The sequence below is a fragment of the Stenotrophomonas geniculata genome (assembly GCF_034508895.1).
GTDB lineage: Bacteria > Pseudomonadota > Gammaproteobacteria > Xanthomonadales > Xanthomonadaceae > Stenotrophomonas > Stenotrophomonas geniculata.
Map to the genome: position 1 here is coordinate 2,792,469 of NZ_CP140571.1, position 13,162 is coordinate 2,805,630.

8 protein-coding genes are annotated in these 13,162 nt (G+C 65.1%); 7 read left to right on the forward strand and 1 reads right to left on the reverse strand.

Annotated features, from left to right (window positions below; translation table 11 throughout):
* The first annotated feature begins 16 nt into the window (after window positions 1-16).
* From RI032_RS12885 to RI032_RS12915, 7 genes are all read left to right on the forward strand, one after another.
* Window positions 17-382 (forward strand): NirD/YgiW/YdeI family stress tolerance protein, encoded by a 366-nt coding sequence (locus RI032_RS12885; RefSeq protein WP_029379914.1) that lies wholly within the window; start codon window positions 17-19, stop codon window positions 380-382.
* Between the two features lie 340 nt (window positions 383-722).
* The gene (locus tag RI032_RS12890; protein WP_049453695.1) at window positions 723-1,229 is read left to right on the forward strand and encodes a CS1 type fimbrial major subunit; all 507 of its coding nucleotides are present in this window, start codon (window positions 723-725) and stop codon (window positions 1,227-1,229) included.
* 51 nt (window positions 1,230-1,280) lie between these two features.
* Window positions 1,281-4,004 carry a TcfC E-set like domain-containing protein gene (locus tag RI032_RS12895; RefSeq protein ID WP_322547100.1) on the forward strand — a complete coding sequence of 908 codons (2,724 nt, stop codon included), beginning with the start codon at window positions 1,281-1,283 and terminating at the stop codon, window positions 4,002-4,004.
* 137 nt (window positions 4,005-4,141) lie between these two features.
* Window positions 4,142-5,134: a CblD like pilus biogenesis initiator family protein gene (locus tag RI032_RS12900; RefSeq protein WP_322548271.1), complete on the forward strand. Its 993-nt coding sequence runs from the start codon at window positions 4,142-4,144 to the stop codon at window positions 5,132-5,134.
* A gap of 17 nt (window positions 5,135-5,151) precedes the next feature.
* Entirely contained in the window at window positions 5,152-5,859 is a 708-nt protein-coding gene (locus RI032_RS12905; protein WP_322547101.1) for a pilus assembly protein, read from the forward strand.
* Between the two features lie 63 nt (window positions 5,860-5,922).
* Complete coding sequence (locus RI032_RS12910) at window positions 5,923-11,457, forward strand: ESPR-type extended signal peptide-containing protein (protein ID WP_322547102.1); 5,535 nt, start codon at window positions 5,923-5,925, stop codon at window positions 11,455-11,457.
* Window positions 11,458-11,526: 69 nt separating this feature from the next.
* On the forward strand, window positions 11,527-12,270 hold the full coding sequence (locus RI032_RS12915) for a hypothetical protein (RefSeq protein WP_049453335.1): 744 nt from the start codon (window positions 11,527-11,529) through the stop codon (window positions 12,268-12,270).
* A 176-nt stretch (window positions 12,271-12,446) separates the two neighbouring features.
* Here RI032_RS12915 and RI032_RS12920 read toward each other — a convergent pair whose 3' ends face one another.
* Entirely contained in the window at window positions 12,447-13,091 is a 645-nt protein-coding gene (locus RI032_RS12920; protein ID WP_279939327.1) for a hypothetical protein, read from the reverse strand.
* Between the last annotated feature and the right edge of the window lie 71 nt (window positions 13,092-13,162).

Consider the following 13,162-nt stretch of genomic DNA (forward strand, 5'->3'; position numbering starts at 1 on the left):
CTGCATGGACAACACCATGAACCGACGACTCACCCTTGCGCTCATCGCCACCACGTTGAGCCTGCTCAGCGCTGGGGCCTTTGCCCAGTACACCGGCCCGGGCGCCACCCATGCCGTCACCACGGTTGCCGAGGCGCGCGCCCAGCGTGACGATCAGCCGGTGGTGTTGCGGGGCACGCTGGTGGCCAGGATCGGCCACGAGCGCTACCGCTTCAAGGACGCCACCGGCGAGATCGATGTGGAAATCGACGACAAGGATCTGCCCAGCCACCAGGCCGTCAGCGCGACCACCGTGGTGGAGCTGCACGGTGAGGTGGATACGCACCGCTTCAAGCCCACCGACATCGACGTGGAGTACGTCGCCGTGGTGCCTGCGCATTGAAGGTCGTTCGCGATTTCTACACGTAGCGTCGAGCCGTGCTCGACTCATGCGCACACGGTGCGCCTCAAGCGACAGTCGAGTATCGCTCGACGCCACAAATGCAACGCAATGAGGTTTCTTGCATTCAAGTCGTGAGGAAATTTGCATAATCCTCAAACATTGAAAGCCCTCAAGAATTCTTCTTAACGTCCAGCTATTTAGGAATTGTTGCATGGCCTGCGTGCGGTAGGCCTACCTACCATTCTCTCGTCGCCCGTGACCACCTCCACGGGCGGCGCCTCCCTCCCTTTCTCCTTGGGGAGGGGGGCTTTCAAATTCCCCCTGTCCGAGAGAGACACACATGCACGCCATTCTGAAGAAGGCCACGCTCGCTGCAGCGCTGGCCACCGTTTCGCTGTCCGCCAACGCGTTCGACGCCGACATCAAGGTCTGGGCCAACGTCGACCCGACCCTGGCCCTGCTGAAGGCCGATGGCACCGCGCTGGACTCCGTCGTGAACCTGGTCCACAACCCGGTCAGCGGCCTGGTGCCCTGGACCCAGCAGGTGCGCATCTACTCCAACGACGAAGACAAGGACATCGAAGTGCGCGTCGGCAGCGCCCCGCAGCTGCTCAATACCGATGGCAGCGGCGCCCCGGTACCACTGACCGTCAGCCTCAACGGCAAGGCGCTGACCGTGGCCGCACAGGACTTCACCGCCTCCGACCTGTTCGACGGCGCGCTGCCGGGCGCATCGATCCCGATGCCGCTGCGCATTGCGCAGACCACCCAGGCGCCGATCGCCAAGGGCGGTACCTACGAAGGCATCGTCACCATCGCCATGCAGCAGAAGACCGCCAGCCCGTAAGGCGCCCGCGCCGGCCCGCATCCCGGGCCGGCCGCTTCCGGTAACACCCCCATGAAATTTCCCGCACCCGCCGTCACCCGGCTGGCGGTCGCGCTCGCCCTGTCGTTGGCCACGCCCCTGGTCGCGGCGCGAGGCGTTCCCGCCGGTTTCGAGGATCTGGTCGAAGGCCAGACCGAACAACTTGAGGTGCGCCTGTTCGGTCGCTCGACCGGGCTGGTGCCGGTGCGCGTGACTCTGGAACACGTGCAGCTGGAAGCCCCGGCCGAGGCGCTGCGGGCATTGCAGCTGCCCGCCGAGGCACAGGCCGCGTTGTTGCCAGCGCTGTCGCAGCCGCTGCCGCGCAACAGCCATCTGGCCTGCCGTTACGGTGGCGCCAGCGCCGGTTGCGGTTACATCGATCCCCCCGAGGAGCCCACCGCCGTGCGCGCGCTGTATGACGAAGGCGAGGGCGCCGTGCGCCTGTTCGTCGCCCGCCAATGGATTCCCGGCGAACCAGCCGCCGAGCGCTACCACCAGGTCAGCGCCAATGCCGAAAATGCCTTCCTGCACCAGCACACGCTCAACGTCAGCGGCGGCCGCGCCTACCAGTCGCTGGCCGCGCAGGGCATGGGCGCGCTGGGCGTGTTGCAGCGCGGGCACCTGTCTGCCGATTGGACCTTCAGCCAGCAGCACTATCGCGGCGGCCGCGCCAACCGCGACTTCCAGCTGGACAACGCCTATTACCGCCATGATCTGGGGCAGCAGCACTACCTGCAGGCCGGGCGCATGGACCGCCGCAACCTGAGCAGCCCGCAGGGCGGCACCTTCAGCTTCAGCATGCTGCCGATGGACCGCTTCCAGGGCCTGCGCCTGGGCACCACGCAGGCCTACGTGGATTCGGCGGCCGCCGTACAAGCCACGCCGCTCACCGTGCTGCTGGCACGCGATGCACGGGTGGATGCGTTCGATGGCGAGCGCCTGCTGCAGACCTTCTACCTGCAGGCCGGTATCAACCAGCTCGATACGCGCCGGTTTCCGCTGGGCAACTACACCGTCACCCTGCGCATCTACGAAGACGGCGTGCTGGTGCGCAGCGAGGACGCGCCGTTCGACAAGGGTGGCGACTGGACCGACAGCAGCGTGCAGTGGTTCATGCAGGGTGGCCGCCGTAACGAGCGCCGCAGCGACCGTTTCAACGACGAGCTGGCAGCGATGGCCGGCCTGCGCGTGCCGGTATCGCGCAACGTGGCCGTGACGGCCGGCATCGCCGACCTCGGCGGCTTCAGCTATGGCGAACTGCGGCTGGACCTGCGCCATGTGTTCGCCACCCAGGAGATCCGCGGCACTTTCGGCGGCATGCACGGCAGCGATGGCAGCCGTGGCCAGCAGCATCAGCTTTCGTATCGTCGCCGCGCCTCGTGGAATGTGTACCACCAGCGCATGCGCGGCCGTGCCTGCCAGTTCGAGGACGACGCACGCGACCGGCTCGGTTGTGCTGATTCGCTCAGCGCCTCGATGGCGCTGCCGGTGGCGGGCGGCAACGCCTACGTGGCCTACACCCGCCGCCAGACCTGGCGCGCAGGCACCGTGCAACCAGGGCTGGAGGATGACCCGCTGGCCGGGCTCGACCCGCTGCTGCCGCCGTGGGTGCCACAGCGCACGCGCGTGCCGCAGCTCAGCCGCACCTGGCAGGCCAGCTACAGCCGCAGCCAGCGCTGGGCCGAGTTCAGTGTCTCCAGCCGCATCGGCGTGTGGCAGCAGACCAGTGGCGGCGGCCTGCGCGATGGTCGTGACCGCGGCATCTACTTCAACGTCAGCCTCAACCGCCTGCAGCGCGGTGATCGCGGCAGTTCGCAGCGGCGTTACGGCCTGGATGTGCGCCAGCCGCAGCACGCACGACCGGACGTCAACTACAGCGCCGGCCAGACCCTGCGCCAGGAATACGAAGACCAGTACCGCGAAGTGTCGGGCGAACTGCGCGGCAACAACAACGAACGCTACAGCGCCACGCTCAGCGGGCAGCTGCAGAACCGCATCGGCCAGACCGGTGCCACGGTATCGCGCTACCAGCACCAGGGTGGCAACGAAGTGGCGTACAGCGCCACGCACAGTTCCGGCCTGGCCATCGGCTCGCGTGGGCTGTACTTGGGCGCAGGCGTGGGTGCCGACGCCGGGCTGGCGGTGCAGGTGGATGGCACCGACGATCTGGACCTGACCGGCGTTGCGGCCGAACTGCAGGTGGGCGGACTGCGCCGGCAGCGCCTGAAGCTGGGCGAACGCCGCCTGCTGCCGGTGTCCGCCTACCAATCGCACCGCGCTGAAGTGCAGGACGCCAGCGCACTGGACAGCATCGCCGCGGTGCGTGTGAGCGGTGTGGGCGGTGCGCGCCCGCTGTTCCTCTCGCCCGGGCGGCTGGTGCGCATGCCGGTGCCGATTGAAGTGACCTACACCTTCATCGGCAACGCCCACGACATTGCCGGTGCACCGCTGCGCGGCGCCCGCATTCTCAACGCGCCGGTGCCCGGCACCGGCAGCAACGGAGGCTTCGTGGCCGACTTTCCACGACGCGAAAAGACCCTGTACCTGCTGCAGGACGACCGGCTGCTGCACTGCCCGCTGCAGGTGCGCGAGCGCCGCAGCGTGGTGATGCTGGTGGGCACCGTGCAGTGCGAACCGCTGGCCGTGGCACAGCTGCCCGCCGACATCCGCCATCAGGCACGGGTGACGCGACTGCTGCAGGAGCAGGCCTTGATTGCCGCCACGCCGCAGACCGCGGCAGCAGGAGGTGCGCAGTGAACCGCCGGGTGTGGTGGGTGATGGCGGTGCTGTGCGCGCTGGTGGTGTTGGCGCCACGGGCGATGGCGCAGCAGCCGCCGGAGACGCATCCGACCAGCGAGCATCGCGACATCGTGATGAGCTGGGACCGCTCTGCGATGCCTGGGGACATCGAGTTGTGGGCAGCAGATACATTGCTCGCCTACCAATCCACAGGCGGGCTCCCCTACGCAAGATCCCATCTTGTCTGCTCGTCGGCTAGCGAATCATCCAACGGCAAGTGCCCTGTGCTCGGCTCAGAGGCGAGCTTGCATGGAGCCGGAGAAATATGGATTCAGGCAATCGAAACCAGATCTGGCCTGCGAGAGGAAATCCGAGCAATCGGTAGCCGACGCCGCCCCATGACCGGGCAGGCCTGCTCGTCGGACTACTGGGCACCTGTAATCAGGCCTCTCTGGGCTGCGGACATCGATGTTTGCGGGAGAGACCAGTCGGCCGGCATTGGAGCTAGCCTCCGAGTCCCTGTCTCTGAGTTGAATCGGCTCGTAGCAGGAAAATGGCGCGCACAGCTGATGCTTGGCATGTACAGCGAAATCGCGGGTTCGTTGCTGGCCGAATACACCTTTGCATTCGAGTTCTCCATCACCGACCACAACGCGGTATCCATCTACTTCCCGCTCTTCGACCAGGTCACCCCGCACGTCGGCCTGAACCTGCAGTACGACCCGATCGCGCAGACCGTCGGCGGTCGGGCCCAACTCGACATGTGCCTGTACGACGGACTGGGCTCGCAGAGCCAGTATCTGGGCGTCACCGTGCGCGACAGCGGGCCGCGTCCTCCGGGGCATTCCGGCTACTCGGTCTGGCATACCGACGGCGGCAGCGACGCCACGCAGCGCGTGGACTACACCGTCACCCTCGATCACAACGGCAGCGCCATACCGCTGCGCAACGGCGTGGAGCAGCTGCTGCACGGCATCGATACCGCAAAGCTGCGCCTGGTGCTGTTGCCCGGCATGACGCAGCCGGTGTTCTGCGTGCCCACGCCATTGACGCTGGACACCCCTCGCGTGCCGGTCAGCAGCAAACGCCCCGGTTACTACGACGGCGACCTCAAGGTGGAACTGCGCGTTCCCACTGTCACGCCCTGATTCCCATGGAGCCCCCGATGAAGCCTTTCATTCGCTGCCTGCTTCCCTTGTCGCTGCTGATGGCGATGCCTGTCCACGCCAATCTCACCGTGCACCCCATGCGCACGTCGGTGGACGTAAAGAAGGGTGCGCAGATCCGCATCTATTCGCAGTCCACCCAGCCGCAGTACGTGCAGGCCTCGATCAAGCGCATCGTCAATCCAGCCAGCGCGGATGAGCAGGAGGTCGAGGTCGAGCCCGGCGAAGCGGCCATCGCCATCACCCCCGGCAAGTTTGCGCTGGCAGGTGGCGGCAATCGCCTGATCCGGGTGATTCCGCTGCAGCCGGTCGAGAAGGAAACCGCCTACCGCGTGTACTTCGAAGGTGTGCGTGGCCCTGAAGGGATCGAACGCCCAGGCGAGGGCGAGCGCGCACAGGCCAACATCGGCGTCAGCCTGGTCTGGGGCGCACTGGTCAATGTGCTGCCTGCGCAGCCCGCCATGGCGGTACAGGTGGAAGGCAATCGTCTGCGCAACACCGGCACGGTGCGCGTGGGCATCACCAGCATTGCCGACTGCGATGGCGCGCGCTGCACCGCGCACGACGTGTCGCGAAGCCTGTACCCGGGCAGCGCGCTGGAACTGCCTTTCCCCGTGCAGCCCGGACACACGCTGCAGATGCGCTTTCGCCTGACCCGCGATGGCTATCGCGAGCACGTACAGACCCTGGCGCCCAGCGCCGGTTGATTCCCCAGCCCCGCCAGCGGCGCTGGCGGGTTTTGACTTGAACTGGCTGTTAAGGAGTAAGCAATGAACCATATCTATAGACGTGTGTGGAATCGAACCCGTCAATGCTGGGTTGTCGCCAGCGAACTGGCGTCGACCGCAGGTAAGCCGCGGTCAACGGTTGCAGGCGCAGTGTTGCTTGGGCTTGTTCTTGCGGTTCCCTCAGCGGAAGCCGGCGACATCATTGCGGCTGATGAATGCGATGAATCGATCTGGCAGGCGCTGTGCCTGAACGCGGGGGGGCGCGCAGGATCCTCTTCCGCATACTCGCTGTTCTCAGCTACGCCACGTGCAGGCGGACTTGCGTTGGAGCTTGGCTATCAAGCCAAGGCCAATGGCTATGGAAGTTCGGCCGTGGGACCTAACGCGAGATCCGAGGACTTCTACTCCGCTGCGTTTGGCTGGAGGGCGCTTGCCAGTGCATCCTGGAGTGTTGCTGCAGGTGCCAACGCTCAGGCAACCGAGTCCTTCGCCATAGCGATGGGCAGGGATTCAAAGGCGTCCGCCACGAGTGCAGTTGCTGTTGGAAGCCAGGCCGCCGCCAGTGGGCAGTCGTCGGTCGCGCTTGGAAGCTCGGCCGTTGCATCTGCAGATAGCGCTCACGCGCTCGGGTATCTGAGCCAGGCAACAGCAAAGTACGCGACGGCGGTGGGCCCCGTCTCCAAGGCATTCGGTGCATACTCAATCGCAGTGGGCAACCACGCAACGGCCATTGGCGACGACGCCATAGCAATTGGGCGAAGTGCAAAGACCGTGGACAGTTCCGCTGGCGTGTCTCGCATCGCCATCGGCGGGGGCTCGTTTGCCGGCTCGGATGGATGGACGGGGGCAATCGCACTGGGCGGTCTGTCCAAGGCCGAGAATGATGCTATTGCCCTGGGCTATGAAGCGCGGGCGTTGGGCGAGGGCGCGCTTGGCATGGGGCGCGGGGCTCAGGCATCAGGGCGAGGAGCGACTGCCCTTGGAAAATATGCCTTGGCCAGTGATGAGTATGGAATTGCCGTTGGCTTCGAAGCGCTGGCTGGCAGTACTCACACAACCGCCGTCGGCACTCGTTCGAGTGCGGTGGGCATTGGTGCGACAGCCTATGGGAATTCGGCCTATGTAAATGGACGCAATGGTGTCGCGGTAGGTAGTGGCTCTCGTGTCGACAATGGAAGTTCCGAGGGCGCGATAGCGATTGGCGCCGATTCGCGCGCGGGCGCAGATGGATACAACGGCGCCATTGCCCTCGGCGGTAACAGCACTGCCAGCCACGACAGCATTGCCATTGGCTACGGCGCATCCACGAGTGCTGCCGGCGCCATTGCACTGGGTCGGGGTTCTGTTGCGACCGAAGCAAATACGGTTTCGGTAGGTAGCGGGGCCACCAAGCGCCGGATCGTCAATCTGGCCGATGCGAGGCTGTCCAGTACCAGTACCGATGCGGTTACCGGCAAGCAGCTCAATTCCACCAACACCAACGTGACCAGGGCCCAGACCGCTGCCGACGCAGCGAAGACGACAGCCGCGGCAGCACAGTCCACGGCCAATACGGCCAATACCAATGCCAACACAGCGTTGGCCAAGGCCAATGCGGTCAGTGGCCTGGTCAGCCAGGTCTCGGCCAGTGGCAACGTGCGCCTTGGCGGCGAGAACACCGGCACCGTGCTGGATGTGCGCAACAAGTCCAATGCAGTTCGCAGTATCTCTGGCCTGAAGGATGGGGCGCTGAGCACGACCAGCACCGAGGCGGTGACGGGCAAGCAGCTCAACGCAACCAATACCAATGTCAGCAAGGCGCAGGCTGCAGCCGACGCAACGGCTGCGCGGCTGAACGCCAGCGCCGTGGCCCTGGGCGCGGGAGCTGTCGCGGAGCAGGCCAGCTACGGCATCAGTACGGCGCTGGGTAACAACGCCAAAGCCTACAACGGCAAGAGCGTCGCCATGGGCGCAGACGCTCGCGCGACAGTGGATGACGCGGGCAACAAGATCAGTGGCAACGCGGGTGTGTCCATCGGTGCTGGCACCCGCAGTGGCAACGGTGCGGTGGCGCTTGGATTGGATGCCGTCGCAACGGGTGATCGAGGCGTTGCCGTTGGCCATGAGGCGTCTGGTAAAGGCACGCACGCCACCGCTCTGGGCTTCCAGAGCAACGCGTCGGCCAACCAGGCAACGGCGGTCGGGCGCGGCGCCCTAGCCAGCAGCCTGTATGCCTCGGCAGTGGGCAATCAGGCCAGCGCCACGGCGCAGAGCGCGTTGGCCCTTGGTGATCGTGCCAATGCGGCACATGCGGGCGCTGTTGCGCTCGGCAATGGCTCAGCCACGACTGGGACCAATCAGGTCTCGGTGGGCAACGGTTCGTTGAAGCGCAAAGTGGTCAACGTGGCGGATGCCGCCCTGAGTACGTCCAGCAGTGAAGCGGTGACCGGCAAGCAGCTGCATGCCACCAACACCAGCGTGGCTGCTGTGAAGGCGACCGCGGACGGTGCGCAGGCGCGCGTGGCGGTGTTGGATGGCCTGGTGGGGCAGGTATCGGCAGGCGGCAACGTGCGCCTGGGTGCAGACAACACCGGCACCGTCGTCGACGTGGCCAACAAAACCGGCGCCAAACGCAAGCTGCAGAATCTGGCCAATGGCGTGCTCAGTACGTCCAGCACGGATGCAGTGACCGGGCAGCAGCTCAATGCCACCAACAGCGAAGTGACCAGTGTGCGCACGGCGGCAACCGCGGCGAGAACGGCGGCCGACGCCGCCCGTGGCGTGGCTGATGGCGCTGTGCAGAAGGCTGATGCGTTGGGCGGACTGGTGGGCCAGGTGTCTGCCAGTGGCAATGTCCGTCTGGGTGCAGAGAACACCGGCACCATTGTGGATGTCGCCAACAAGACCGGAGCCAAGCGACGCGTCTACAACATCGCCAACGGCACGCTGAGTGCAGGCAGCACCGATGCGGTGACCGGGCAGCAGCTGTTTGCGACCAATGCCACGGTGGAGACACAGCGACAGGCTTTGGCTGGGCACGCGCAGCAGCTGACGGATCAGGACGGGCGTATCGCCGACAACCGGATCGAGATCGATGCGCTGCGTGCGGACTTCGATAACTTCGATCCGGATCTGGATGGCGTGGTCAAGTTCAGTGCTGATCGTCGCTTGGTGGACATGGAAGGTGCGCGCGTATCGGGGGTGGCAGCGGGGGATGTCAGTTCTGCGACCAGCACGGATGCGGTGAATGGCGGGCAGTTGTTTGCGACCAACTCTCGGATTGGAGCGCTTGAGTTGAAGGATCGCTTCATTGACTTCGGCAAAGAGCTTGGAGCTATGGATGCAGAATCCGGTCTGTTTGGCGTCGCCCTTGGAAATGGTGCGCAGGCGTCGCTCCGAACAGAGGGAGGGACTGCAGTTGGCAGCTACTCCACTGCATTGGGCAAAAACTCAGTCGCACTGGGTCGTGGCTCGCTAGTTGAGGAAATTGCTGATGCGGGTTTCGCGTTGGGTGCTGGCGCTTCGGTTGCTCAGGACCAGGGCGTCGCCTTGGGGTCATACTCAGAGGTGAGGGCTGGTGCCTTTAACTCGGTTGCACTTGGTGCAAATTCGATCGCCGAGGAGGAGCGAGTGGTATCCATAGGGAGCTCAACCCTGAAGCGCAGGCTTACGAATGTTGCGCGGGGTACCTCCGGTGACAACGCCGCAACCATCGCGCAGTTGAGCGAGTCTGTCTCTGCTCTTGGTGGAGGTGCAGGTGTCGATTCAAATGGTAGCGTTGTAGCTCCTGTCTATGGAATGCAGGGCGGAACGCAGAATAACGTCGGAGACGCTTTGGCCGTCCTGGATGGCGCAGTAGTCAGAGCTGATAGCCGCGTAGAGAGTATCGAAAATCATTTGCGCGCGACGTTCCAGCCATCGCCGTCAGCTAGAGTGGATGGAATTGGCCAGCTGAATCTGGCAGGTGCGCAGGGCATGGTTCTGTCGAATCTGGCCGATGGACGCATTGCTGCAGGTAGTCGTGATGCGGTGACTGGCAATCAGCTGCATGCTGCGGAGCAGAAGATCGAGCGTAACAGACGCGACCTTGATGCAGTTCAGCGCGATTGGAGTTTGGATCAGAAGAATCTGCTGACTGAGATTAGCGATGGGGCTCTCATCGATTTCGGCGGCGCGCGCCTGACCGGTGTCGCCGATGCGCGTCTCTCCGCGGATAGTTCGGATGTGGTGCGTGGGAGCCAGCTTTACAGCACGAACCTACGACTGAGCTCCATTGAAGAAATGGGCAGCAACTTCGCATTTGGCTGGATCCCCGAGGATTGGGAGTATCCAGCTCAAGCAGGCCCAGCTGGGTTGGCGATTGGCAAGAACGCAAAGGCATCATTGCATTCAGAGGGCGGCGTGGCTGTAGGTGCATGGGCAACGGCCCAAGGAAAAAATTCGGTGGCATTGGGGCGCGCGTCCTACGTCCACGAGCAAGCGGAAGATGGTTTCGCTGTGGGTGGCAGGACCCAAGTGGCTGCTAGAGGGGGCATCGCTCTCGGTGCAGGGAGTGAGGTTCGTTCTAATGCCAGCAATTCGGTTGCCATCGGCTATCAATCTATCGCCGATGATGCAGACACTGTTTCCTTCGGCAATGACTGGCTGAAACGCCGCCTCACGGGCTTAGCCAACGGCCGCAACACCAACGACGCAGCCACTATCGGCCAGCTCCGCGGCGCCCTGTCCGCCCTCGGCGGCAACATCGACGCCAACGGCAACGTCACCACCCCCGGCTTCAACATCCAGGGCCGGCACCAGAGCACGGTCAACGACGCACTTACCACGCTGGATTCCGCCGTAGTCACCACGGGTTCCCGCATGGACCGCGTTGAAACCCAGCTCCGCTCGGTCTTCCAGGAAACGCCCTCCATCCGCAGTGACGGCACCGCCCAGCTCACCCTGGCCGGCGCCAACGGCATGGTCATCTCCAACGTGGCCAACGGCCTGATCGCTGCCGGCAGCCGCGAGGCGGTCAACGGTGGCCAGCTGCATGCCGTGCAGCAGCAGCTCAATGGCCGCATGGACGGGCTGGAGCAACGCGTCGACGGTCAGCCGCGGTCGCGTGCGCTGTCCACGGGTTCGGCCGCGCCCACCGAACAGGTCACGCCAACGCCGGAAGCCAGCGATTCGCCGCAGGTGGCCTCGGCAGGCGAGGGCACGTCGCCCACGCCGCAGCCGAAGTCGAAGAAGGACGACACGCCGTCGCCCACGCCGCAGGTGAGTACACGTGATCTGGAGGACATGCTGGCCCGCGCCAACGAGTACACCAATGGTGCCATCAGCAACTTCGAACGCCGCCTGGACAAGATGGACAAGCGCTTCAACCGCATGGCGGCGATGAGCAGCGCGCAGACGGCCATGGCCATGAACACCGCTGGCTTGGCCACCTACAACCGCCTCGGCGCGGGCGTGGGCTATGCCGAAGGCGAATCGGCCATGGCGGTGGGCTACCAGCGTGTACTCAACGAAAAGGGCTCAGCCACCTTCAGCCTCAATGGTGCGTTCACCAACAGCGGTGAACGCAGCATGGGCGTGGGTGTGGGCATCGGCTGGTAAGCCATGCGGCCCCGGCGTGGTGCGCGTAATGAACCCCGCCGCGCCGGGGTCCTTGCCGAGGAGAAGGCAATGTACAGATGGGTAAGTGGAATCGTCAGCTATCGCACGTTCTATATCTGGCGGGCGCGCTTTCGCTACTACACCCGGAACCTGGACCTGTGGACGCTGATGAGCGGGCTATGCATTGCCGGTCTGCTGCTGGTGCTGTGGTACCTGTGGCAGATGCTGGGCGTACCGCCGCCGCGCGTGCAACCGAAAGCCGCGGCGCTGCGCATCGAAGGCGTCACCCGCGAGGCGATCCATCGCATCGTGCTGGTGCGTCACGCTGGCAGCACGCGGGGGGCCGAGTTCACCACGCCGGAGGACGTGCGGGCGAGTACGCTGCGCACGATGCGGGTACGGCAGGTGATGGACAGCGAGGTGGTGTGGCGTCTGAAGGCCGACATGCTGGCGGACATCGCTGACTACATCAACGTCACAGGCGGGTGCTTCCCCTACGACTGCCGGCAGATTCGGGATCGGTTGGACCCCGTGCGCAAGGCCGCTGTGGAGAATGCGCAGATCAACGCCTCACTGGCGACGATCCTGGACGTGCCGCTGGACCAGATGCCGCTCTTGAAGGGCGGCGAGCGTGAGCGGGTGAAGAGTGGGTGGTCGGATACGTTCAACGACGTCTACTTTCAGGCCGGCTTGCTGCGGGACCTGCAGGCCATGCATGCGCATATGATGCGGGAGTATCCACAGCGGGCCCCCGCGCCCTGGTTGCCACAGTTGCTCAGCGACCCGCTGCGCGATACCCGTTTCGTCTGGTAGCGGGAGCATGATGGGCGCCATCTGCCAGAGCAGGTAGCGCAGCTTTTGTAGAGTCGAGCCGCGCTCGACTGCTCTTCGGCCAGCAACCGATTGCCTGAAGCACGGTGCGGACCAACGGTCCGCACCCACCAAAGGCAGGTACTGCTGCGCTCGCCGGCCATGGGCCGGCGCTGCCGTCATCCGCCGATGTACGCGGTGATCTCGGCCTCGGCCAGCACCTGCCGCAACTGCGCGACAGACGCGCGCCGCATCGGCTTCTCATCGACCGGCGACAACGGTGCCTGACGCAGAGCGTCGTACGGCAGCACGGCCAGGTCGAAGGTCAGTTCCTCGGCACTGAACACCCACACCGGCACGTCCAGGCAGCGTTCGCGGTCCAGGCGCAGGCGGCGCGTCCGTGATTCGGCGGGGATGCCGTGCTCGTCCAGGAAGCGGTGCACGGCTTCCGGGTCGTCGCTGTGCAGGTGCAGTTGCACGGGGCTGTTGGCGTCGGCGGTGCCGTCCAGCACCGGGCCAGCCAGGCGCGGGGAGAAGCCGTGCAGGAACTCCAGCGCACGCATGGCAGCCTCTCGGCGGCGCTGCAGTTCGTTGCCGTGCCGGGGCCCGGAAAACAGCCGCTGGTACTCGCGCAGCGCGTCTTCGATCTCGGTGTTGCGGGGCAGGGAGGCATCGTCGTGGATGCCGAGCCGGCTGGCGGCCTTCAACTTGGCCTGGTGGTAGTCGCGGATGCCGCCTTCGGCCATCAGGCGGGCGGCTTCGTGGGCGAGGCGGTGGCGCCGCTCGCGGGTCTGGCTGGCAGCATGCTGACGGGCGCGATGCATGCGATGACTCCCTGTTGCGACCTGGCTACAGAGTAGCGCAGGGATGTGACATCTGCGTGGGTATGGCGCAG

What these genes read in the sequence shown, in the direction of transcription:
- RI032_RS12885 (WP_029379914.1), top strand. Translation starts at nt 17, where the DNA reads ATGAACCGACGACTCACCCTTGCGCTCATCGCCACCACGTTGAGCCTG.
- RI032_RS12890 (WP_049453695.1), top strand. Translation starts at nt 723, where the DNA reads ATGCACGCCATTCTGAAGAAGGCCACGCTCGCTGCAGCGCTGGCCACC.
- RI032_RS12895 (WP_322547100.1), top strand. Translation starts at nt 1,281, where the DNA reads ATGAAATTTCCCGCACCCGCCGTCACCCGGCTGGCGGTCGCGCTCGCC.
- RI032_RS12900 (WP_322548271.1), top strand. Translation starts at nt 4,142, where the DNA reads ATGCCTGGGGACATCGAGTTGTGGGCAGCAGATACATTGCTCGCCTAC.
- RI032_RS12905 (WP_322547101.1), top strand. Translation starts at nt 5,152, where the DNA reads ATGAAGCCTTTCATTCGCTGCCTGCTTCCCTTGTCGCTGCTGATGGCG.
- RI032_RS12910 (WP_322547102.1), top strand. Translation starts at nt 5,923, where the DNA reads ATGAACCATATCTATAGACGTGTGTGGAATCGAACCCGTCAATGCTGG.
- RI032_RS12915 (WP_049453335.1), top strand. Translation starts at nt 11,527, where the DNA reads ATGTACAGATGGGTAAGTGGAATCGTCAGCTATCGCACGTTCTATATC.
- RI032_RS12920 (WP_279939327.1), bottom strand. Translation starts at nt 13,091, where the DNA reads ATGCATCGCGCCCGTCAGCATGCTGCCAGCCAGACCCGCGAGCGGCGC.